Origin of the sequence: Parafrigoribacterium humi, from assembly GCF_040227205.1 — a bacterium.
GTDB lineage: Bacteria > Actinomycetota > Actinomycetes > Actinomycetales > Microbacteriaceae > Parafrigoribacterium_A > Parafrigoribacterium_A humi.
Map to the genome: position 1 here is coordinate 48225 of NZ_JBELOA010000007.1, position 22158 is coordinate 70382.

Below are 22158 nucleotides of genomic sequence, written 5' to 3' on the forward strand. Positions count from 1 at the left end.
ACGGATGAGGCGGGGTGCGCGGGCGAGCGGATGCGCGGGGTCAGTTCTTGGCGAGGAAGTCGCGAGAGGTCTCGTCGAGGCGGCGGTCGAGCGCGCCCCTGAGCGCAGGATGCCCGGCCAGGGTCGGGTCGGTATCGAGCAGTTCCCGCGCGAGCGCCCTCGCCTCCGCGATCAGCTCGCCGTCCTTGGCGACACGCAGCAGCCGCAGCGACGAGCGCCCGCCGGATTGGGTGTCACCCAGCACATCACCCTCGCGCCGCAGCTCAAGGTCTTTCTGCGCCAGCTCGAAGCCGTCGAGCGTCGACGCGACCGCCTCCACCCGCTCCCTCGCGAGCGACTCGGGCTCCGCGTGGGTGACGAGCAGGCACAGCCCGGGCACACCGCCGCGACCGACCCGACCACGCAGCTGGTGCAGCTGGGAGACGCCGAAGCGGTCGGCATCCATCACCACCATCGCCGAAGCGTTCGGCACGTCGACGCCGACCTCGATCACGGTCGTCGCCACGAGCACGTCGATCTCCCCCGCGGCGAAGGCGCGCATGAGCGCGTCCTTCTGCTCGCTCGGCAGGCGGCCGTGTAGTGCTTCGATGCGAGCGGATGCCAGCAGCGGGTTCGCGCGCAGCTCGGCCAGGAGATCGGTGACATTCGCGTGCGCAGCGGAGGGCCCCTCGGCAAGCTCGAGCTCCTCCCCGGGGTCGCTCGGATCGATGGCGGGTGCCACCACGAACGCCTGCCTGCCGAGGGCGAGCTCCTCCGCGAGTCGCTCCCACACACGCCCGACCCAGCCGGGCTTCTCGGCGAGCGGCACGACGAAGGTCTCGATTCCCTGCCGCCCGACGGGCAGCTCGGAGATCGTCGAGATGTCGAGATCGCCGAAGACGGTCATCGCGACCGTGCGCGGGATCGGCGTCGCGGTGAGCACGAGCACGTGCGGCGGGGTCGAGCCCTTGCGGCGCAGGGTCTCGCGCTGTTCCACACCGAAACGGTGCTGCTCGTCGACGACGACCAGGCCGAGGTCGACGAAACCCACGGCATCCGACAGCAGCGCGTGGGTGCCGACGACGATGCTCGCGCTGCCCGAGACCGCCGCGAGGAGTGCCTTCTTGCGCTCGGCGGTCGGGAGCTGGCCCGTGAGCAGGGTCGGGCGGAGTCTGGCAGCGAGATCAGGCCCGAGCGTCTTCACGATCGAGCGCAGATGCTGGCTCGCAAGAACCTCAGTCGGCGCGAGCAGGGCGGACTGGCCGCCGGACTGCGCCACTGCGAGCATCGCCCGCAGCGCGACGAGGGTCTTGCCCGAGCCGACCTCCCCCTGCACGAGCCGGTTCATGGGAGTGCTGGCGGCGAGATCTGCGGTGATCTCCTCGCCGACTTTCACCTGGTCGCCCGTCAGCGTGAACGGCATCCGCGCATCGAATCCCTCGAGCAGTGCGCCGGCCGTGCGCGGCGTTGCAGCACACTCGCGCAGGAGCTGCCGCTGCTGCAGCAGTGCCGCCTGCAGCACGAAGGCCTCCTGGAAGCGCAGCGCCTTGCGGGCGGCACCCCAGTCCGAGTCCTTGTGCGGGCGGTGGATGAGCTCGACCGCCTTCGAGTAGCTCATCAGTTTGCGGGCGGCACGCACCGCGTCCGGAACCGGATCGTCGAGAGCAGGCAGTGTGTCGAGCACGACGCCGATGGCCTTCTGCAGCTGCCAGGAAGCGACGGATGCCGTGGCCGGGTAGAGCGGAATCGGCGTCTCCGCCCAGGCCTTTGCCGTATCCTCACTGCGGTCGGCGTCATCCTCGAACAGCTCGTAGTCCGGGTGCGCGAGCTGCCGCGTGCCCCTGTAGTCGCCGACCTTGCCCGCGAAGATGCCGCGAGCGCCCGGCACGAGCTGGGTGCGTCGCCAGGCCTGGTTGAAGAAGGTGAGGGTGAGGATGCCGCGGCCGTCGCCGATCTTCACCTCGAGGATGGAGCCGCGCTTGGCCCGCATCGGACGCTCCTGCGCCGACAGCACCTCGGCGACGATGGTGACGCTCGAGTCGAGTTCCAGTTCGCTGAGCGCGGTCAGTTCGCCGCGCCGGGCGTATCGCCGCGGATAGTGGGCGAGCAGATCGCCGACAGTCACGAGCCCGAGCCCTTTCTGGAGCGCCGCTGCCGTGCGCGCGCCCAGCACGGATGACAGCTTGGCGTCGAGGGGCGAGGTCACCCTTCGAGGCTACCGGCGACCACCCACGCTTTCGGAAATTCAGGACAACGGTCACCGAAAGCGTCGGCCGGGCGTCTGGCGGCCAGATTTCTGACCAATGTCCTGAATTTCCGAAAGGCCCACCACGAGGGAGCCGGTAGCGTTGAGCGCGATGACACGGATAATCGCCGGATTCGCGGGTTCGCTCACGCTCGCGGTTCCCCGCTCCGGAACCCGTCCCACGAGCGACCGCGTACGCGAGGCGATCTTCTCCGCGCTGCAGTCACGCGAGCTCATCGCGGGCGCGAGGGTGCTCGACCTCTACGCGGGCTCCGGTGCGCTGGGCCTCGAGGCGGCATCCCGGGGCGCAAGTGTGGTCGCGCTGGTCGACAACGCAAACGCCGCCACCCGGGCCGCGCGGGAGAACGCCGCACGGGTGACGCACGCGGCGCCGGAGCAGGCGCCCGAGATCATCGTGACCGCGCAGTCCGTGCAGGGCTTTCTCGGCACCGACGCCGAGAGCTGGGACATCGCGCTGCTCGACCCGCCCTACGACCTCACCGACGAACAACTGCAGCACGCACTCGAAGCTCTCGTGCCGAGGCTCGCGCCGGATGCCGTGGTTCTGGTCGAACGCAGCAGCCGCTCGCCGGAGCCTGCCTGGCCCACCGGCCTCGAGCTGGACCGCCGCAAGGACTACGGCGACACGACCCTGTGGTGGGCGAGCGCTTCCTGATCTCACACCCCTGCGGCGGGAGAAAGCGTCTCGTGGCGGGAGTTGCAACTCCCGCCACGAGACGCTTTCTCCCGCCACCGCGGGGTTTCTCCCGCCACGAGAGCGGAGCAGGCGGAGAGAGAGGAGAGAGGCCAACTGAGTCAGCCGCGGCCGCCGTCCCAGCCGGTGTACGGATCCCAGCCGCCCGGCACATACGGCTCGCCATCCACCGCGATCCCTGCGCCCTCGACGACGACCCCGACCGGCCTGAACCCGCCGGGAAACGCAGCAGACGCCGGGAAAGTCGCGAGCAGCGAGTGGTCTTCTCCCCCGTCGAGCGCGAGTTCGGGCGACGCGCCAAGCAGCACGCTCTTGAAGTCGATGCCGACGCCGCTCGCCCGCGCGAGTCGCGCAGCGTCGAGCGCTAGCCCGTCGCTGAGGTCGAGCATCGCGGTCGCTCCGGCGAGCGCGGCGGCGACCCCGTCGGCGATCGGCGGGCGCGGAGCAAGCTGCGCTGCGGTCTGGTCACGCAGCCCATAGGCGAGCGCCGCAGAAGGCTCGCCCAAGGAATCCACCGCGTACTGGAACAGCAGCTGCAGGGCGCGCGCGGACTCCCCGAGCGGGCCGGACACGGCCACAACATCGCCGACCTTCGCGCCGGAGCGCAGCACGGCATCCCGGCCCTGGAGATCGCCGAACGCCGTCACCGCGATCGTGAGCGTCGGAGAGACAGACAGGTCGCCGCCGACGATTCCACAGCCTGGTGCGAGCTCTGCGCAGGCGTCTCGAAAGCCGTCCGCGATGCCCTCGAGCAGCGCGACGGGCGAGTCCGCCGGCGCGGCGATCGCCACGACGAGGGCGCTCGGCACGGCTCCCATCGCCGCGACATCCGCGAGATTGGATGCGGCGGCCTTCCAGCCGAGATCCTGCGGTGTCGACCAAGCCAGCCGAAAATCCGGCCCGTGGACCATCATGTCTGTGGTCACGACGAAGCGCCCGTCCGGCGCGGCGACCACGGCGGCGTCATCGCCCGGGCCGAGCAGGGCGGATGCCGCGGCAGGCAACCGAGGAAACAGGCGCGCCAGCGTCGCAGACTCCCCGACCTCGCCGAGGGTATCTGCACGCCCCACGCCGCCCCCGAGATACGCACCATCAGCATTCGTCATGCATCAAACGGTAGCCTGAAAGCGATGAACCCGAGATACGCGCGCCTCGCTCCGGTGACGCTCGTGCCCCTGTTGCTGCTCCTCCTCAGCGGATGCGCGCCCGTGGTTGCGCTGAGCCCTGCCGCGGATGCCACCAACCCCCAGTGTGCCAACGTGATCGTGCATCTACCCGGGGCGGTTGCCGACCTGTCACAGCGCGAGACGAACGCGCAGGCGACGAGCGCCTGGGGCGATCCGGCCGCGGTCATCCTGCGCTGCGGCGTGACACCGCCCGGGCCGACGAGCGCCCAGTGCGCGACGGTCAAGGGCATCGACTGGATCGTCGACGACAGCAAGGCTCCCGTCTACACCTTCACGACCTACGGCCGCACCCCCGCCGTGCAGGTGGTCGTCGACTCGAAGCTCACCCAGGGGCAGGGCACTATCGTGCTCGACCAGCTCTCCAACGCGGTCGGTTTCATCGCGCAGTCCACCAAGCACAAGTGCGAGAGCGTGCTCGGCAACGGGCTGGGCGGCGAGTCCCAGGTCGTGCCCGGCCCGACGCCGGCGCCGTAACCACCCTGAGGAGCGCTTCCTCGCGGCGGGAATACTGTGCCCGTGGCGGGAGACACAACTCCCTCCGCCAGTTGTCTTCTCCCGCCAACACGGGAGGCCCGGATGCCGCAGATTTCGTGCGAGCATGGTGACGTGAGTGCAGAGCAGCCGCCCGCGGGCCGTGCGTCCGCCGCGGATGCGGGTGGGGGCCGCGGCTCACTACGCGTGATCGCTCCCTGGTTCGTCGGCCTCGGCATCCTCGTCTTCTCCGCCAACCTGCGCGGTGCGATCGTCGGGGTCTCCCCGCTCATCGAGACGATCCGCGCGGATGCGAACTTCTCCGCGGCGACAGCCGGGCTGCTCACCACCATCCCCGTGCTCTGCTTCGGGCTGTTCTCGCCGCTCGTGCCGGAGCTGGCCAGGCGCATCGGCATCGAGCGCTCGATCTTCGCCGCACTCTGCGCGCTCATCGCCGGCATCCTGCTGCGACTGCTGCCGAACACGTTTGCCCTGTTCGCGGGAACCTTCATCATCGGCGCAGCCATCGCGGTCGGCAACGTGCTGCTGCCGAGTCTCATCAAGCGCGACTTCCCGCGCAGCGTCGGGCTCCTGACGGGGCTCTACACAATGACCCTGTCGGCCGGTTCCGGCCTCGCCGCGTCGATCGTCGTGCCGCTCATGGATGCCACGGGCTGGGGCTGGCGTGAGATCCTCGCGCTCATGGCGATCCCGGCCGCGGTCGCTGCCGCGCTGTGGCTGCCCCTACTGGGGCAGCGGCACCCGGTCTCCGGTGGTGGACTCGCGGGGCTTCGCCACCTCATCCGCCAGCCGCTCGCGTGGTGGGTGACCCTGTTCATGGGGCTGCAGTCGCTGAGTTACTACTCGCTCACCGCCTGGCTGCCCGCGCTGTTCATCAGCCACGGGATCTCAGACACCCAGGCCGGCCTTCTGCTCGCGTTCACCAACATCGCGGGCATCCCCGGATGCCTGCTCGCACCCATCATCGCGAGCCGGATCCGCTCGCAGGTCGCGCCGATTCTCGTCTGCGTCGCGCTCGCCGCGCTCTCCGTCATCGCCCTCCTCGTCGCACCCGTCGCGCTGAGCGTCGTGGCGACGCTCGTCTACGGAGTCGCCCAGGGCGCCTGCCTCGCGCTCGCACTGCTGCTCATCGTGCAGCGAACGAACACGGCGTCCGGGGCGGCAGACCTCTCGGGGATGTCGCAGAGCCTCGGCTACCTGCTCGCCGCGATCGGCCCGTTCGGCGTCGGCCTGCTGCACGACCTCAGCGGCGCGTGGACCATCCCACTCGTCGTTCTCCTGGTGATGATGTTGGGCCAGGGTCTCGTCGGCGGGCTCGCGGGCCGCAACCGCACGATCCCAGGTACCTGAGCGGACACCTGAGGCCTACGACTCCGGCTGCGGTTCGCCGTCGTCCGTGGTGAGGTGCGGGGCGATGTCGTGCGGGTCCATGGTGCCGGCAAGCACCTTGCCCACCTGGGCGACGATCGGCATCTCAACGCCCTTGGCCGCCGCGAGCTCGAGCACCGGCGCGACGGATGCGAGGCCCTCCGCGGTCTGGTTCATCTGCTTCACAACATCCGCGAATCCGTAGCCCTGGCCAAGCAGCCTCCCTGCGGTGTTGTTGCGCGAGAGCGGAGACTCGCAGGTGGCGATGAGGTCGCCGAGGCCAGCGAGGCCGGCGAGGGTCTCAGGACGACCACCGTAGGCGACCGCGAAGTCGGTGATCTCCACGAGACCGCGGGTGATGATCGAGGCCTTCGTGTTCTCGCCGTAGCCCACGCCATCGACGATGCCGATGGCCACGGCGATGAGGTTCTTGAGCACCCCGCCGAACTCGGTGCCGATGACATCCGTGTTCACGAAGGAGCGGAAGTAGGAGTTGGTCGCTGCGATCGCGACGCGCGTTGCGGTGTCCATGCTGGCCGAGGAGACGACGGATGCCGTGGGCTGTTCCTTCGCGATCTCCAGCGCGAGGTTCGGGCCCGAGATCACCGCGACCCGATCTTCCCCGATCCGAAGCTCCTGCTCGATCACCTGACTCATCCGCAGCGCACTGCCGCGCTCGATGCCCTTCATGAGGCTCACCACGACGGCATCCGCGGGAATCAGCTCACGCACGATGCGCAAGTTCTCGCGCAGCGACTGGCTGGGCACCGAGAGGAAGACGATCTCCGCGCCGTCGAGCACGTCGGGAAGGAGGGCGCTCGACCACAGATTGCGCGGAAGGTTGATGCCGGGCAGATAGTCGCTGTTGCGCTTGCTCTGCGAGATCTCACGGGCGAGTTCCGCGCGCCGGGACCAGAGTGCGACATCTGACCCACCATCCGCGAGCACCTTCGAGAAGGTGGTTCCCCAGCTGCCGGCACCGAGTACGGCGACGCGCCGCACACCCGGTGCCGAGATCGGAATCGGCATGGTCATGAGGTTGCTCAAAAGCGTCCAATCTCGGACTGGTTGTGCTTGCTCGGATCCCACAGCTCCTCGGGCGCCGGCTCCCCGCGCAGTTCCGAGAGCAGTTCGGCAATCGCCTTCATGAGCATCCCGGTCGCCTCGGTGAGCAGCGCGCTGTCGATCTTGCGACCCTCGAAGCGCGAGAGGTCGAGCGGTGAGCCGAACTTCGCGCGAATGGTCTTGCGCGGAAACAGGCTGATGCGCTTGCCGTAGCGGGGCAGCACGGCCTGAGTGCCCCACTGCGCCATGGGAATGAGCGGAACGCCGGCTTCCAGTGCCATCCGCACCGCACCAGTCTTGCCGCGCATCGGCCAGAGGTCGGGGTCGCGCGTGAGGGAGCCCTCCGGATAGACGATCACGGCGAGCCCCTCTGCGGCGAGCTTCTCCCCCGCCGCCAGGGGGTCGCTCCCGCGGGTGCTGCCCGCGCGCTGCACGGGAATCTGCCCCGATTTGCGCAGCAGCCAGCCGAGCACGGGCACGGTGAAGAGCGACGCCTTGGCCAGGTACCTCGGAGCGCGACCCTGCTTCCAGACGTACACGCCGACGACGACGGGATCGATCTCGCTGTAGTGGTTGGGCGAGAGCACGAAGGCGCCCTGCTTCGGGAGGGTCTCGTCGCCCTCCAGTTCGTAGCGTGCGACGAGGTACATGAACGGAAGCAGGAGCCCCGCGAGAACTCGAAAGATCGGGATCTTCTCCGATTTCGGCTTACCGTCCGGCTCCTTTGCCGTGGATGTCGACTCTTCTGGCACTCGCGAGTTATCCCTCGTACACGAAGTCGGCACCGAGGGTGGCGAGCTTCTCGATGATGTGCTCGTAGCCGCGCCGGATGAGTCCGACGTTGCTCACCTTGGACTGGCCCTCGGCCACGAGGGCGGCGATCAGATAGCTGAAGCCACCGCGCAGGTCGGGAACCAGCACGTCTGCCCCGTGCAGCGGAGTCGGACCCGTGATGACCGCGGCCTGCTCGAAGTCGCGGCGAGCGACCCTGCGGGGAACACCCGCGAGTCCGTGCGGGTGCACCACGATGTCTGCACCCATCTCGTTGAGCGACTTCGTGAATCCAAGGCGGTTCTCGTACACGGTCTCGTGCACGATCGAGGTGCCCTGCGCCTGAGTGAGGGCAACGATGAGCGGCTGCTGCCAGTCCGTCATGAAGCCCGGGTGCACATCCGTCTCCACCGTGACGGGCTTCAGCTCGCCGCCCGGGTGGTAGAAGCGGATGCCGTCGTCTTCGATGTCGAAGGCGCCGCCAACCTTGCGGAACACGTTGAGGAAGGTCATGAGTTCGGACTGCATCGCGCCCTCGATGAAGATGTCGCCCTTGGTCGCGATCGCGGCGCAGGCCCAGCTGGCCACCTCGTTGCGGTCGAACAGCGCTCGGTGCTTGTAGCCATCGAGGCGCTCGACACCCTCGATGAGGATGACGCGGTTCGGTTCGACCGAGATGATCGCACCCATCTTCTGCAGGATGGCGATGAGATCCATGATCTCCGGCTCGATGGCCGCGTTCTTGAGCTCGGTGGTCCCCTCGGCGAGCACGGCGGTGAGGAGCACCTGCTCCGTCGCTCCGACGCTCGGGTACGGCAGCTCGATGTTCGCACCGTGCAGGCCGTTCGGGGCCGTGATGTAGATGCCCTCGTAGCTCTTGTCGACCACGGCACCGAAGGAGCGCAGCGCGTCGAGGTGGAAGTCGATGGGTCGGTCTCCGATGCGGCAGCCGCCGAGATCGGGGATGCGCGCCTCGCCGAGCCGGTGCAGTAGCGGGCCACAGAACAGGATCGGGATGCGGCTGGAGCCGGCGTGCGCGTCGATCTCGGCGAAGTGCGCCTTCTCCACGTTGCTCGTGTCGAAGCACAGCTCACCCGGCGCGTCACTCGTGACGCGGACGCCGTAGACCTCGAGCAGTCCGCGGACCACGTCGACGTCACTGATCTCGGGAACATTGCGCAGCACGCTCGGGGTATCACCGAGAAGAGCCGCAACCATCGCCTTGGTCGCGAGATTCTTGGCACCGCGCACACCAATGCGTCCACGAAGGGGATTTCCACCCGTGATGAGGATGTCGTCTGGGCTCAATCCCACGTGTTCGCCTGCCTTCTGGGCATCGGTCAGCAGTGTCGCCATCAGTGTTCCGCGGCCTGTCGTACAGGAAGTGTACGTGGTCTCCAGGACTCGCGACGACCCTCGAATGCCGTGATTTTTTCCTCGTCGCGCAGCGTCAGTGCGATGTCGTCGAGCCCCTCGAGCAGCCGCCATCGGGTGTAGTCGTCGATCTCGAACGGCACGGTCAGATCGCCGATAGATGCGGTCTTCGCCACGAGGTCGACCGAGGCCTCGATGCCGGGCTCTGCGTCGATCTTTGCCCAGATCGCTTCGGCATCCGCCTCGGTGATCTGCCCGGTGAGCAGACCCTGCTTGCCCGAGTTGCCCCGAAAGATATCGCCGAATCGGGGGCTCAGCACAGCGCGAAAGCCGTAGTCGCGCAGCGCCCAGACCGCGTGCTCGCGGCTCGAGCCCGTGCCGAAGTCGGGGCCGGCGATGAGCACGCGCGGGTTCTGGAACTCCGGGCGGTTGAGCACGAAGGTCGGGTCCTGCCGCCAGGCGAAGAACAGCGCGTCGTCGAAGCCGGTCTTGGTCACCCGCTTGAGGAAGACGGCAGGGATGATCTGGTCGGTGTCGACGTTCGAGCGCTCGAGCGGCACCGCGATGCCGGATACGACTGAGATCTTCTCCATCAGAGTGCTCCGTTCCGTCCGTTGGATCCGGCCCCGGGGCTCGCCGTCGGGAAGTTCGCGTCTCCGAGCTCGTAGGCCGATTCGAGACCGAGATCCCAGGGGGAACTCAGCGTGCCGCGGATGGCCGTGGCCGCCGCGACGAGAGGAGACACCAGGTGGGTGCGCCCTCCCTTGCCCTGCCGACCCTCGAAGTTGCGGTTGGAGGTGGACGCGCAGCGCTCCCCCGGTGCGAGCTGGTCGGGGTTCATTCCGAGGCACATCGAGCAGCCGGCGAAACGCCACTCCGCACCGAAGTCCTCGATGATCTTGTCGAGTCCCTCGGCCTCGGCCTCGATGCGTACGCGGGCCGAGCCCGGCACGACCATGACGCGCACGCCATCCGCCTTCTTCTGCCCCTTGATGATCGAGGCGAAGGCGCGCAGGTCTTCGATGCGCGAGTTGGTGCAGGATCCCATGAACACGGCGTCGACCGCGATGTCTTTCATGCGGGTGCCCGCCTCGATGTCCATGTAGGCCAGGGCGCGCTCGGCGGCGGCGCGGTCGTTGGCGTCGGAGTAGCTGGCCGGGTCGGGCACGGAGCTGCTCAGCGAGACGCCCTGCCCGGGGTTCGTGCCCCAGGTGACGAAGGGCTCGAGCTCGTTCGCGTCGAGGAACACCTCGGCGTCGAACACGGCGTCGTCATCGGTCGGAAGCGTCTTCCAGTACTCGACGGCGGCATCCCAGTCGGCTCCCGACGGGGCGTGGTCGCGGCCCTTGAGGTAGTCGAAGGTCGTCTGGTCCGGCGCGACCATGCCCGCGCGGGCGCCGGCCTCGATCGACATGTTGCAGATGGTCATGCGGCCCTCCATCGAGAGAGCCCGGATGGCGCTGCCGCGGTATTCGAGCACGTAGCCCTGTCCACCGCCCGTGCCGATCTTCGCGATCACGGCGAGGATGATGTCCTTGGCCGTGACGCCGGGTCGCAGCTCGCCCTCCACCGTGATCGCCATCGTCTTGAACGACTTGAGCGGCAGGGTCTGCGTGGCGAGCACGTGCTCGACCTCGCTCGTGCCGATGCCGAACGCCATCGCGCCGAAGGCCCCGTGCGTTGAGGTGTGCGAGTCGCCGCAGACCACGGTGATGCCGGGCATGGTCAGTCCGAGCTGCGGGCCGATGATGTGCACGATGCCCTGGTTCTTGTCGCCGAGCGAGTGCAGCCGAACCCCGAACTCCTCGCAGTTCTTGCGCAGCGTCTCGATCTGGATGCGGCTGGTCTTGTCTGCGATCGGCCGATCGATGGCGAGGGTCGGGGTGTTGTGGTCTTCCGTGGCGATCGTGAGGTCGGGGCGGCGAACGGGCCGACCGGCCATCCGCAGCCCGTCGAAGGCCTGGGGGCTCGTGACCTCGTGGATGAGGTGGAGGTCGATGTAGAGAAGGTCAGGGCTGCCATCTTCACCCTTGGCGACCAGATGGTCGTTCCATACCTTTTCGGCCAACGTCAGTCCCACGACACAACCCCTCTCATCTCGAGCGCGCGATCGACCCTGCGCCCAACCCACCCAGTGTACTTTGCGAGACCGTGCATCCGCCCGGCCGCCGGAATAGGCTGGACGCGTTCGCACACCACACCCGTGCGGCCACTCACTGCCCACAAGGCCGGTTCATAGGAGAACAGACATGACCATCACGCAGCCCTCCGTTTCGGAAGCCGCAGCAACCACGGATGGCCTTGCCGCCATCGACTTCACCCACGAGCGAGTGCTCATCAGCACGGGGCCGCGATCGGGCCTCACGATGAGCGTCGCCGTTCACTCCACGAGGCTCGGCCAGGCCCTCGGCGGAGCACGCGTGTGGCAGTACTCCGACTGGACCGAGGCCGTCGCAGACTCCCTTCGCCTCTCCGCCGCCATGACGCTCAAGAACGCCGCGGCCGGGCTGGGCCGAGGCGGCGGCAAGTCCGTCATCTACCTGCCCGTGGGCACCGTGCTCAGCGACGCACAGAAGCGCGACGCCATGCTCGACCTCGGCGACGCCATCGAGAGCCTCGGCGGCGCATACATGACCGCGGAAGATGTCGGCACGAGCGCGGAACTCATGGCGATCGTCGCCGAGCGCACAGACCACGTGTGCGGCCTGCCCGCCGACAAGGGCGGCGTCGGCGAGCCGGCGGATGCCACTGCCGCCGGCGTCTACGCGAGCCTGCTCTCCACCCTCGAGGCCGCGTTCGGCAGCCGCGAGGTCACCGGACGGCACATCGTCATCTCCGGCCTCGGACAGGTCGGCGGGCGCCTCGCAACAAAGCTCGCCGCGGCCGGTGCTCGCCTCAGCGTCACGGATGTCAACCTGGCCAAGAAGGACTTCGCCGCCTCGCTCGGCGCGACTTGGGTCGACGTCGCCGACGCCCACCGGCTCGAGGCGGACCTCTTCGTGCCCTGCGGCCTCGGCGGAGTGCTGAGCGCCTCCGTCATCGACGAGCTGCGGGTCAGCGCGGTCGTGGGAGCTGCGAACAACCAGCTCGCCCGCCACGACGGCGCGGCGCAGCTGGCCGAGCGCGGCATCCTCTGGGCCCCGGACTTCGTCGTGAACGCGGGCGGCGTGATCTACCTCGACATGGCGACGCAGCCGAACGCCGACTTCGCCGCGATCGAGGCCCGCGTCTCGACCATCGGCGACACCATCACGACGATCTTCGCGGATGCCCGCGCCAAGGGCATCACGACGCTCGACGCCGCGGAGCAGCTCGCTATGGCGAGGCTCGACGCCGCCTGAGCATTCGCTGGCTGCGCCTTCTCCGCTGGAGACCCGGTGGCGGGGAAACGATCTCGCGGACGGGTTTACGACTCCCGCCACGAGGCATGTTCTCCCGCCACAAGCGCGGGATTCAGCGTTGCGCACCGCCGACAGAGCGGCGGTCGATCCGCAGCTTCACGAGGCTCGCGACGGTGGCCACCGCCATCGACGCGACGATCACGCCGAGGGAGACCCAGGTGGTGATCTCCGGCGCCCACGCGACGCCCTGGCCGCCGTTGATGAACGGCACCTCGTTCTCGTGCAGCGCGTGGAACACGAGCTTCACCGCGATGAACGCGAGGATGAACGCGATTCCGTACTTGAGGTACACGAGCCGGTCGATCAGGTCGCCGAGCAGGAAGTAGAGCTGCCGCAGCCCCATGAGCGCGAACACGTTCGCCGTGAACACGATGAACGCGCTCTGAGTGATGCCGAAGATTGCCGGGATCGAGTCGAGGGCGAAGACCAGATCTGTTGTGCCGAGCGCGATGAAGACGGCGAGCAGCGGCGTGAATACCTTCCTGCCGCCCTCTGTGACGCGCAGTTTGGTGCCGTCGAAGGCATCCGTTATCGGCACGCGCCTGCGCAGCATCCGGATGACGCCGTTCTCTTTCTCGTCCATCTCCTCGCTGCTCGTGAAGGCCTGCTGGATCGCTGTGTAGAGCAGGAAAGCACCGAAGATATAGAAGATCCAGCTGAAGTTCTCGATCAGGGTCGCTCCGAGCAGGATGAAGATGCCGCGCAGCACGAGCGCGATCAGGATGCCCACCATGAGCACCTCCTGCTGCAGGTGCCGCGGCACCGCAAAGCGCCCCATGATGATCACGAAGACGAACAGGTTGTCGATGCTGAGGCTGTATTCCGTGAGCCAGCCGGCCACGAACTGCCCCGCGTGCTCGACATCCCCCAGCACCAGCATGAGCACGGCAAAGACGAGCGCGAGCAGCACATAGAACCCGACCCAGAGCGCCGATTCCTTCGTCGAGGGGATGTGCGGTCTGCGGTAGGCGTGGACGAGGTCGAACACGATGATGCCGGTGAGCACCACGAAGGTACTGATCTCGAACCAGAGGGGAAGGGCGAGCTCCATGGGAGTCCTTTGCGAAGAGTGGGTCGTCAGGGCCCGAAAGTCTCTTCCGCGCTGCCTGTAAGCGACGCCGCCGTCTCCGAGGCCGCATCATCGGGGCCTGTGTTGACGGAGACGGCGAGGTGGAATACTCCCCTTCGCGCGTCACAGCCTAGTCGACACCGCCCACACACCCACTGTGCACCAGGCAGCAAAAACCCGCCTGCCGAGATGACCGACAAACGGGAGATTTGACTATAACTTATTTGGTGACCCCAACCGGATTCGAACCGGTGTTACCGCCGTGAGAGGGCGGCGTACTAGGCCACTATACGATGGGGCCGTTAGTGGACAACTCAACGAGTATGCCACACACCGGAGCGCTCGCCAAAAGCAGCGGCGTGCGAACCGGGCGGGGTATGCGAACGCACGAGAAACACAGCACGCACAGGGGCAGAGCACGACAACGACGTTCACACACACGATACGAATGGCTGCGGTCGTTGCTACCGCACTTCTCCTCAGCGGATGCGCGCTGCTCCCCCATGACTCGGGCCCCAGCCGCGACGCTGGCGGCCATATCACCGACACCGTGAAGGTCGGAGTGACCGAGCTCGTCGCCGGGGACTGCTTCAGCTTCCAGGGCAGTGATCGCGGGGCAAAGCCGGTTACCGCGACGCCGTGCGCGAAACCGCACGACTTCCGCGTCATCCAACTCGGTGCGGCGACCCAGGCGCAGATAACCAAGGATGGCTCGCTGCAGAACCTGATGTCGGTCACCTGTAAGAAGGCTTTCACCGCGTTCGCCTCCACCTCGAAGGCGGAGACCGCGCCCGAGCTGCAGTTCCTCGTCTACGCGCCGAACACGAGCGAGTCGAAGGACTCGAAGGCGAAGAAGGATACGAAACAGCACTTCTCCTGCATCTCCACCGACCCGACGGTCAGCGCCGCGAAGGGCTGACCCGCGCCGCCGCCATGGCGGGAGAAGTCAGCTCGTGGCAGGAGAAACCACACCAAGTGGCGGGAGAAACTGTCTCGCGGAGGGAGTCGCACCTCCCGCCGCGAGACAGTTTCTCCCGCCGCCGGGCTGCGCGGAGTTACGGGGTCGGGGCGAGCACGCGCAGCGCGGCAGGCACGACCTCGATGTCGATCGGGAGCGGGCCGATGCGCTCGCCGTCCGCATAGGCGGCCACGGCATCCGCTTCGATCCGGATGCTGCGCACCCGCACGATCGACACCCGCGGGTCGCTGACGTGGGTGCCCTTGAATACGCGGGGGAAGATCCGCAGGAACGCGGCGCGCGACAGCGGCTGCACCACGAGCACGTCGAGCAGGCCGTCGTCGAGCTGGGCATCGGGCACCACGCGCATCCCGCCGCCGAGTGAGACGTTGTTGCCGACTGAGACGAGCACGGCCCGCGTCTCGGAGACGACACCGTCGAGGGTGAGCCGGTAGGCGATCGGCTTCAGCACCGCGAGCTCGCGCAGCAGAGCCAGGTTGTAGCGGCTGCGACCGCGGGGCCAGCGCATCAGATTGGCGCGCTCGTTGACGACCGCGTCGAAGCCGGCGGAGAGCACGCAGGCGAACCAGGTGGTGCGACCATCGGCCTCCGTGATGCGGCCGGCATCGATCACCCGCGGCGGCTGGTGCAGTGTGGCGAGAAGCATCTCGATCGCAGCCTCGGTGTTGCCCACCGGGATGCCGAGCCCGCGCGCCATGTCGTTGCCGGTGCCCGAGGGCACGATGCCGAGGGGGATATTCGTGCCCGCGAGCAGGTTCACGCCGAGGCTCACCATGCCGTCGCCACCCACGACGACCAGCGCATCCGGCTTGCTCTTCAGCGCGGCCCGGGCGGCATCCCGCAGCTGCTCGAAGTCGGGTTCGGTGAGTGCGGTGACCTCGTGACCCGCCGCGCGGAGAGTAAGCACGACGGCCGGACCCACGGCGCGGCTCTTGCCGAACGACGCGGAAGGATTGATGGCGACGACGATCCGCAGCGGCTTCGGCGTCGTCATGGACCCAGTATGGCGCATAGGGCATATGTCGATGGGGCTGAACCTGGGCTCGTTCGCACTGTCGCGGCGGGAGAAACTGTGGCGGGAGAAACTGTCTGGTGGCGGGAGTTATGACCCCCGCCACCAGACAGTTTCTCCCGCCGCGAGGGACCCTACTCCCGACGGGACGAGATTTCTCCCGCCACGACAGTGCAGCGCTCGCCTACCGCCCGAGCTTCAGGAACCTCAGCAGCTGGGCGTTCGCGGCGACGATGATCGTGGAGACCGACATCAGCACAGCGGCGACGGCGGGAGGCATCGTGAAGCCGACACCCACGAGCACGCCCGCGGCGAGCGGGATGCCGACGATGTTGTACCCGGCCGCCCACCACAGGTTCTGCAGTTCCTTGCGGTAGGTGGCGCGGCTGAGGGTCAGGATGTCCGCGACGGCACGCGGGTCGCTCGCGGCCAGCACGATCCCCGCAGACTCGATCGCGACATCCGAACCCGCACCGATGGCGACGCCGATGTCAGCACGAGCGAGAGCGGGAGCGTCGTTCACGCCATCGCCGACCATCGCCACGGTGCTTCCGTCTTTCTGCAGGCCGGCCACGACATCCGCCTTCTGCCCGGGCAGCACCTCGGCGAAGACCTCGTCGATTCCCAACTGCTTCGCCACCCAGTCGCCGACCGGGCGCGAATCACCGGTGAGCATGGCGACGCGCACGCCCCGCTTCTTGAGCAGCGAGACCGCCTCTGCGGACTCCGACCGCACCACGTCGGCGAGCGCGATGAGGCCCAGCACCTCCTCGCCGTCGACGACGAAGACGACGGTCTTGCCCTCGGCGCTGAGTCCGCGGTTGGCGTGCACGAGCGACGGGTGCATGATGATTCCGCGCTCGGTGAGCAGCCGCGCACTCGTCACCGTGATGGTGCGGTCGTCGACGCGCGCCTCTGCGCCTCGGCCAGGCAGCGAGACGAACTTCGTCGACTTCGGAAGCGTGAGGCCGCGCTCCTTCGCCTCGGCCACGATGGCACGGCCGATCGGATGCTCGGCCCGCTTCTCCACGGCGGCCGCAAGTGCAAGCATGACGGCAACGTCATCCGCCTCGGCGCTCTCCGTCTCGCTCATGTTTCCCGCGGCACCATCGTCCGCCGCACGCCGCACGTCGGAGACACCCTGCCGCCCCTCGGTCAGCGTTCCGGTCTTGTCGAAGAGCACGACATCCACGCCACGCGCCGACTCGAGCGCGAGGCGGCTGCGCACGAGGATCCCCGCGCGCGCGCCCTTGGTCGTGGAGATGAGGGCGACGAGCGGGATGGCGAGGCCGAGCGCGTGCGGGCAGGCGATCACGAGCACGGCGACGACGCGCTCGAGAACGAAACCGGGGTCATCCGGCGTGATCAGGAACCACACCAGCAGGGTGATCACGGCCGCCGCGAGCGCGACGTAGAACAGGAGTGCCGCCGCGCGATCGGCGAGCACCTGGCTGCCGGACTTGCTCTGCTGCGCCTCGGAGACGAGCTTCATGATGCCGGCGAGCGCGGTGTCGCCGCCGGTCTTCGTGACGCGCACGGTGATGGCGCCGGAGCCGTTGATGCTCCCCGCGATCACCTGCGCGCCCACACTCTTCGTGACCGCCGCGGACTCACCGGTGAGCAGCGCCTCGTTGAGGTCGGACTCGCCGTCGGTGATCTCGCCATCGGCGGGGACCGCGGCTCCCGGCCGCACGAGCACCAGGTCCCCCACGGCGAGCTGCGACACCGGCACGACCGAGCTGTGGTCGCCCTCGACGAGCTCGGCCTCATCCGGCAGCAGCTTGGCGAGCTCGCCGAGCGCGTTCTGGGCGCCCATGATCGCGGACATCTCGATCCAGTGGCCGAGCAGCATGATCGTGATGAGGGTGGAGAGCTCCCACCAGAAGTCCATGCCGTGAACGCCGAGCGTGACCGCCGCGCTGTAGCCGAAGGCGACGATGATCGCCAGGGAGATCAGGGTCATCATGCCCGGCTGCTTCGCGCGCACCTCGGAGATGCCGCCCTTGATGAACACCCAGCCGCCGTAGACCATGAGCACGACGCCGAATGCCGCGGGGATGTAGTCGCTGCCAGGGAAGCGCGGGCCGCTAAGGCCCAGGATGTCCTGCAGGCCCCTCGAGAACACGAGAGTCGGGATGGTGAGCACGAGGCTCAGCCAGAACTTGCGCTTGAACATGGCGGGGTCATGCGCCGAGTGGTCGTGACCCGCGTGTGCGTCGTGGCCGTGCATGTCGTGGCCCGCGTGTGCGTCGTGGCCGTGCATGTCGTGGCCCGCGTGTGCGTCGTGGCCGTCGTGCTCGTGACCCTCGTGCAGTTCGTGGCCTTCGTGCTCGGCGGGCTCGTGCTCGGCGTGCTCGTGGTGACCGGCGTGCTCCGTGCGCAACCCAGGCAGATCGCTCTCGGCGACCACGACATCCGCCGTGCTCCGCTCGTTCTCCGGCGAACTGCCGGAGTTATGAATATCGTGCAGTCGTGCGTCAGGCTCGTGGTCGGTCATGACTTGTCTCCCCTGTTGTTGCTGAGTTCGAACACCTTGAGCAGCTCGTCGATCGCGCGGTCCTTTTCTCCGCCTCCGGCCTCGAACATGTCCGTGACGTGGGTGCGCAGGTGGTTCTCGACGATGAGCTTGTTGAGGCTGCCGAGCGACTTCTGGATGGCAAGCGACTGCGTGATGATGTCCATGCAGTAGTCCTCGTTGTCGATCATCTTCTGCAGGCCGCGCATCTGCCCCTCGAGGATGCGACTGCGATGCAGGGCGCGCTTCTTGATATCTGCGATCATCCCTCCACCATACCCCCCAGGGGTATCTACGCACCAACCGAACCGCTCGAGCATCCGTCGTCATCCCAAATGAAGGCACTTAGGAATGTCGGAGCCGAAATCACGCGGTTGACGGTGACCGCTGTTCGTCAATGCCTTCACTTGGGACACACGGAACGAGGTGGGAGGCGGCGTAATATCGACGGATGCGATTGACGAAGCTCGAACACGCCTGCCTCCTGCTCGAAGAAGCGGGCAAGACCCTCATCATCGATCCGGGATCCTTCACCACTCCGCTCGTGGGCACCTCGAACGTCGTGGCGATCGTGATCACGCACGAGCACGCGGATCATTGGACCGGCGATCAGCTCACCCGCGTCATCGAGCGAAATCCGGATGTGCGCATCTTCGGCCCGGCGGGCGTCGCTGCGGCAGCATCCGACTTCGACATCACGGTGGTGCGTGGCGGCGACGAGATCGAGGTCGAGCCGTTCACGCTCAAGTTCTTCGGCGAGAAGCACGCCGTGATCCATCGCTCGCTGCCGATCGTGGACAACGTCGGCGTGCTTGTCAACGACGTGCTGTACTACGCCGGGGACTCCTTCACCGTGCCCGACGTGACAGTCGATACGCTTGCCGTCCCGGCGGGCGCGCCGTGGCTCAAGATCTCCGAGACGATGGACTACGTCGAGGCCGTGAAGCCGCGCAGGAGCTTCCCAACGCACGAGATGGTGCTCTCGGTCGCGGGCAAGACGATGTCGAACGCGCGCATCCAGAGTTCGACCGAGGCCGGCGGCGGCGAGTTCTTCCCGCTCGAGCCGAACGACACGCTCGACCTGTAGCCGTGACCCCCCGTTCGGGGACTACGTCATACCCCCGAATGGGGGGAGCATAGAGACAGAGGCACCCCCGGCCTCCAGGCCCGACCTACGGCAGTTCGCCGCGACTCCCCCGTCGCCACCATCGCCCACGTCGGGAGCAGTGCACTTACCCGAAAGTGATACCCCCGATGTCTCTTGCACTTCAGCGCACCCCCGCGCAGCGGCTCTCTGTGGACTGGTCATCGTCGCCAGCGGCAGAGTGTGTCGCGTGCGGCTCCATGATGGAGGCCAAGCCGAACCCGTACTTCGGAACCGGCCTCGCCATCCACCGCTACGTCGCCCTGTGCACCGGATGCCACCGGGTCGCGTTCATCCCCGAGCCCGTCGCCCCCGAGGTGCCCTCCCGCGTCGAACAGCTCCTGGGTGCGGTGCGCGGCTTCTTCGGCCGCGCGGCCTGAGCCGTCGCCACGCCGAATCATTCCGGGCTTTTCCGCGTAACGCACTAGAGATACGGATTCAACCGAATCTCACATGCTCTGGATTCCTCGCTCCCGATCGAACTCGCCGGTACCCTTGAGATATGTCCACGAACGTTGCCACGCCCGAGACGCTCGCTCTTCGCGAGGTCATCGAGGCGCGCCGCGACGAATTCCACGCGCTCCTGGCGAAGTACGCGGCAACGAACCCGCGGCTCTTCGGCTCGATCGCTCGCGGCACCGCGCGCAAGGGTAGCGACATCGACATTCTCGTCGAGATGGATCCCGCGGACGGGAACCTCCTCATGCGAGCCTCCGGCCTCATGGAAGAGAGTCGCACGCTCTTCAAGCGGGATGACGTCGACATCTTTCCCGTGCAGTTGCTCAAACGGCCCATCTCAGAGTCAGCACTTGCTGACGCAGTCGCGTTGTGAGTCGGAGCAGCCAACAGCGCATCGCTGACATCCTGCAGGCAATCGACCGGTGCAGTCGGTACGTCGACGCACTCGCCAGTGACGATCAGGTTCTGGCCGACATGGCCGAGGATGCCATTGAGCGGAATCTGCAGATCATCGGCGAAGCAACAAATAACCTTCCAACGGAAATCACCGACGCGCATCCGGAAATCATCTGGCCGCAAATTCGTGGATTCCGAAACATCCTGGTACACCAATATTTCGGCGTCGACCTGGACACAGTTCGTGACGTGGTTCGAAACTACTTGCCAGAACTCGCAACGGCGCTGCGCGCGCACATCGACGGTTAGCCGTCTACCTTCGGCGCCGAGAGAACTCGTGCCGAACAGCAGCGCCCTTACTCGCTGAGCAGGCGCCCCAGGACCACCCCGAGGTTGAGGTCGTCGAGGGTGCCGAAGTGGGAAAAGCGCAGCCGACCCGCCTTGTCGATCACGAGTGTCGATGGGGTTCCCCTGAGTTCGTAGCGCCGCATGGTGACGGGCACCGCCTCGCCGTCGTGCCGGTCGATGCCGACCGGAAAGTCGATCCTGAACTCCGAGAGGAAAACAGCGAGCGCGTCCGGCCCTGTCACCTCGTGGTGTTCGAAGACGGTGTGGATGCCGACGACGGCCACCTCGGGGAACGCCTGCTGCACGCGCTGCGCCTGGGGCAGACCGTAGCGGATGCAGCCCGGGCAGAGCATCTGGAACGCCTCGACCAGCACCACTCGTCCGCGCAACGATTCGAGCGGGGATGGCGTGCCGATCCACGCGGACACGTCGAGTTCAGGGGCCAGGGTCTCAGCGACAATACTCATGAATCCACAATAGAAGCCCGGCCGAGCAGATGCTCAAGCCGCGAAGCGAGCAACTTTAGTGCTGGGGTACCTGGACTCGAACCAAGAACAAAAGAATCAGAATCTTCCGTGTTGCCAATTACACCATACCCCACCGGTTCGGGCCGAAGCCTGACCGACTAGACACTCTAACCTACCGCACGAGACCCGGCCAAATGGGCATTGTGGGGTGCAGGACCAGGCTGCAGTGCGAGAATCTTCCTGCACCCACACGAACGGAGACGCCGACGCCACCCATCCCGACATTCCTCACGACCTGGCAATTCGACCCGGTCGCGGTGATCGCAATCGTCACCGCCGGGGCGCTCTACGCATCCGGAATCATCGCCCTCGCCGCCCGCGGCGAACGCTGGCCGCTCCTGCCCACGCTTGGATTCTACGGTCTCGGACTCGGCAGCTTCGCGGTGGTGAACCTCGGGTTCCTCGGCGTGTACGACGCAGAACTGCGCTGGGCATTCACCACGAGAATCGCGCTCCTCCTCTTCGCCGTGCCAGGGCTCGTCGCCATCGGAATGCCGGTGACGCTCGCCAAGAAGGTGCTGAGCGGGATGTCACTGAAGGTCATGGATGCCGTGCTCGGCTCCTGGATCGTGCGCCTGTTCGGCAACGCCGTCTTCGCGCCCCTGTTCGCCCTCGCCGCATTCATGGTGTTCCTCACCCCGCTCGCAGGAACCATCAGGCTGAGTTCACCCGGCGAAACGATCATCACCGTGCTCGTTCCCATCGTCGGCCTGCTCATGGTGCTGCCGATCATCGAGCACACCACCCAGAGCACGAGCTTCGTCATCACCATCGAGTTCATGCTCGTGTTCGTCGAGCTCGTGATCGACGCGATACCGGGCATCCTGCTGCGCCTCAACGGGCACATCCTCGACCAGGTGGGGCCGGTGCTCGGCTCGCTGCCCGCGTGGTTCCCCTCCAGCTACCACGACCAGCATCTCTCCGGCGACCTGCTCTGGTTCATCGCCGAGATCGCCGACCTGCCCGTGCTCATCGTGTTGTTCATGCGCTGGCAGCGCACCGACCGCGCCGAGGCGAAGAAGCTCGACGAGCTGAGCGACGAGGAGATGGAGGCGCTCACGCAGGCGCACCTGCGGGCGCGGGGGCAGTAGGGGTGGCGGCGAGTTTCTGCT

22 protein-coding genes and 2 tRNA genes are annotated in these 22158 nt (G+C 67.2%); 10 read left to right on the plus strand and 14 right to left on the minus strand.

What is annotated here, in order from left to right; genetic code table 11:
* Positions 1–40: 40 nt before the first annotated feature.
* Positions 41–2185 (minus strand): ATP-dependent DNA helicase RecG, encoded by a 2145-nt coding sequence (locus tag ABUA28_RS11260; protein WP_349904273.1) that lies wholly within the window; start codon positions 2183–2185, stop codon positions 41–43.
* 151 nt (positions 2186–2336) lie between these two features.
* On the opposite strand from ABUA28_RS11260, the gene ABUA28_RS11265 reads away from it, so the two are divergent.
* Positions 2337–2900: an RsmD family RNA methyltransferase gene (locus ABUA28_RS11265; RefSeq protein ID WP_349904274.1), complete on the plus strand. Its 564-nt coding sequence runs from the start codon at positions 2337–2339 to the stop codon at positions 2898–2900.
* A gap of 140 nt (positions 2901–3040) precedes the next feature.
* On the opposite strand, the gene thiL is transcribed toward ABUA28_RS11265, so the two are convergent.
* Positions 3041–4045: a thiamine-phosphate kinase gene (gene thiL, locus ABUA28_RS11270; protein ID WP_349904275.1), complete on the minus strand. Its 1005-nt coding sequence runs from the start codon at positions 4043–4045 to the stop codon at positions 3041–3043.
* A 24-nt stretch (positions 4046–4069) separates the two neighbouring features.
* On the opposite strand from thiL, the gene ABUA28_RS11275 reads away from it, so the two are divergent.
* Positions 4070–4600: a DUF3515 family protein gene (locus ABUA28_RS11275; protein WP_349904276.1), complete on the plus strand. Its 531-nt coding sequence runs from the start codon at positions 4070–4072 to the stop codon at positions 4598–4600.
* Positions 4601–4732: 132 nt separating this feature from the next.
* Positions 4733–5968, plus strand: a complete 1236-nt coding sequence (locus ABUA28_RS11280; protein WP_349904277.1) for a CynX/NimT family MFS transporter — start codon at positions 4733–4735, stop codon at positions 5966–5968.
* A gap of 15 nt (positions 5969–5983) precedes the next feature.
* On the opposite strand, the gene ABUA28_RS11285 is transcribed toward ABUA28_RS11280, so the two are convergent.
* From ABUA28_RS11285 to leuC, 5 genes are read right to left on the minus strand one after another with little or no spacing between them, the layout of a single operon-like run.
* On the minus strand, positions 5984–7015 hold the full coding sequence (locus ABUA28_RS11285; RefSeq protein WP_349904359.1) for an NAD(P)H-dependent glycerol-3-phosphate dehydrogenase: 1032 nt from the start codon (positions 7013–7015) through the stop codon (positions 5984–5986).
* A gap of 14 nt (positions 7016–7029) precedes the next feature.
* Complete coding sequence (locus ABUA28_RS11290; protein ID WP_349904278.1) at positions 7030–7803, minus strand: lysophospholipid acyltransferase family protein; 774 nt, start codon at positions 7801–7803, stop codon at positions 7030–7032.
* Between the two features lie 7 nt (positions 7804–7810).
* Positions 7811–9178 carry a UDP-N-acetylglucosamine 1-carboxyvinyltransferase gene (gene murA, locus ABUA28_RS11295; protein ID WP_349904279.1) on the minus strand — a complete coding sequence of 456 codons (1368 nt, stop codon included), beginning with the start codon at positions 9176–9178 and terminating at the stop codon, positions 7811–7813.
* Positions 9178–9789, minus strand: a complete 612-nt coding sequence (leuD, locus tag ABUA28_RS11300) for a 3-isopropylmalate dehydratase small subunit (RefSeq protein WP_349904280.1) — start codon at positions 9787–9789, stop codon at positions 9178–9180. The genes murA and leuD overlap by 1 nt, the downstream gene beginning before the upstream one ends.
* Positions 9789–11276 (minus strand): 3-isopropylmalate dehydratase large subunit, encoded by a 1488-nt coding sequence (leuC, locus tag ABUA28_RS11305; protein ID WP_349904281.1) that lies wholly within the window; start codon positions 11274–11276, stop codon positions 9789–9791. Before leuC ends, leuD begins: the two co-directional genes overlap by 1 nt.
* Positions 11277–11445: 169 nt before the next feature.
* Between leuC and ABUA28_RS11310 the strand changes: the two genes are divergently transcribed.
* Positions 11446–12537, plus strand: a complete 1092-nt coding sequence (locus ABUA28_RS11310; protein WP_349904282.1) for a Glu/Leu/Phe/Val dehydrogenase family protein — start codon at positions 11446–11448, stop codon at positions 12535–12537.
* Between the two features lie 112 nt (positions 12538–12649).
* On the opposite strand, the gene ABUA28_RS11315 is transcribed toward ABUA28_RS11310, so the two are convergent.
* Both ABUA28_RS11315 and ABUA28_RS11320 read right to left on the minus strand, forming a co-directional pair.
* A complete protein-coding gene (locus ABUA28_RS11315; protein ID WP_349904283.1) occupies positions 12650–13648 on the minus strand; it encodes a TerC family protein in 999 nt (332 codons plus the stop codon).
* A 243-nt stretch (positions 13649–13891) separates the two neighbouring features.
* A tRNA-Glu gene (locus ABUA28_RS11320) sits at positions 13892–13967 on the minus strand.
* A gap of 147 nt (positions 13968–14114) precedes the next feature.
* Here ABUA28_RS11320 and ABUA28_RS11325 point away from each other — a divergent pair.
* Entirely contained in the window at positions 14115–14585 is a 471-nt protein-coding gene (locus tag ABUA28_RS11325; protein ID WP_349904284.1) for a hypothetical protein, read from the plus strand.
* Between the two features lie 136 nt (positions 14586–14721).
* On the opposite strand, the gene ABUA28_RS11330 is transcribed toward ABUA28_RS11325, so the two are convergent.
* The 3 genes from ABUA28_RS11330 to ABUA28_RS11340 form a co-directional block, all read right to left on the minus strand.
* Positions 14722–15639, minus strand: a complete 918-nt coding sequence (locus ABUA28_RS11330; RefSeq protein ID WP_349904285.1) for a diacylglycerol kinase — start codon at positions 15637–15639, stop codon at positions 14722–14724.
* A 202-nt stretch (positions 15640–15841) separates the two neighbouring features.
* On the minus strand, positions 15842–18154 hold the full coding sequence (locus ABUA28_RS11335; RefSeq protein ID WP_349904286.1) for a heavy metal translocating P-type ATPase: 2313 nt from the start codon (positions 18152–18154) through the stop codon (positions 15842–15844).
* The gene (locus ABUA28_RS11340; RefSeq protein WP_349904287.1) at positions 18151–18438 is read right to left on the minus strand and encodes a metal-sensitive transcriptional regulator; all 288 of its coding nucleotides are present in this window, start codon (positions 18436–18438) and stop codon (positions 18151–18153) included. Before ABUA28_RS11340 ends, ABUA28_RS11335 begins: the two co-directional genes overlap by 4 nt.
* 185 nt (positions 18439–18623) lie before the next feature.
* Here ABUA28_RS11340 and ABUA28_RS11345 point away from each other — a divergent pair, with 185 nt between their 5' ends.
* The 4 genes from ABUA28_RS11345 (at position 18624) to ABUA28_RS11360 (ending at position 20480) form a co-directional block, all read left to right on the plus strand.
* Positions 18624–19259 carry an MBL fold metallo-hydrolase gene (locus ABUA28_RS11345; RefSeq protein WP_349904288.1) on the plus strand — a complete coding sequence of 212 codons (636 nt, stop codon included), beginning with the start codon at positions 18624–18626 and terminating at the stop codon, positions 19257–19259.
* Between the two features lie 167 nt (positions 19260–19426).
* Positions 19427–19696 carry a hypothetical protein gene (locus ABUA28_RS11350; RefSeq protein WP_349904289.1) on the plus strand — a complete coding sequence of 90 codons (270 nt, stop codon included), beginning with the start codon at positions 19427–19429 and terminating at the stop codon, positions 19694–19696.
* A 122-nt stretch (positions 19697–19818) separates the two neighbouring features.
* On the plus strand, positions 19819–20148 hold the full coding sequence (locus ABUA28_RS11355; protein ID WP_349904290.1) for a nucleotidyltransferase family protein: 330 nt from the start codon (positions 19819–19821) through the stop codon (positions 20146–20148).
* Positions 20145–20480, plus strand: coding sequence for a HepT-like ribonuclease domain-containing protein (locus ABUA28_RS11360; RefSeq protein ID WP_349904291.1), 336 nt, complete (start codon positions 20145–20147; stop codon positions 20478–20480). The genes ABUA28_RS11355 and ABUA28_RS11360 overlap by 4 nt, the downstream gene beginning before the upstream one ends.
* A gap of 47 nt (positions 20481–20527) precedes the next feature.
* Here the strand turns inward: ABUA28_RS11360 and ABUA28_RS11365 are convergent, their stop codons facing one another.
* The gene (locus ABUA28_RS11365) at positions 20528–20986 is read right to left on the minus strand and encodes a TlpA family protein disulfide reductase (protein WP_349904292.1); all 459 of its coding nucleotides are present in this window, start codon (positions 20984–20986) and stop codon (positions 20528–20530) included.
* A gap of 61 nt (positions 20987–21047) precedes the next feature.
* Positions 21048–21119, minus strand: a tRNA-Gln gene (locus ABUA28_RS11370).
* A gap of 61 nt (positions 21120–21180) precedes the next feature.
* Here ABUA28_RS11370 and ABUA28_RS11375 point away from each other — a divergent pair.
* Positions 21181–22137 (plus strand): cytochrome c oxidase assembly protein, encoded by a 957-nt coding sequence (locus ABUA28_RS11375; protein ID WP_349904293.1) that lies wholly within the window; start codon positions 21181–21183, stop codon positions 22135–22137.
* Positions 22138–22158 lie beyond the last annotated feature (21 nt).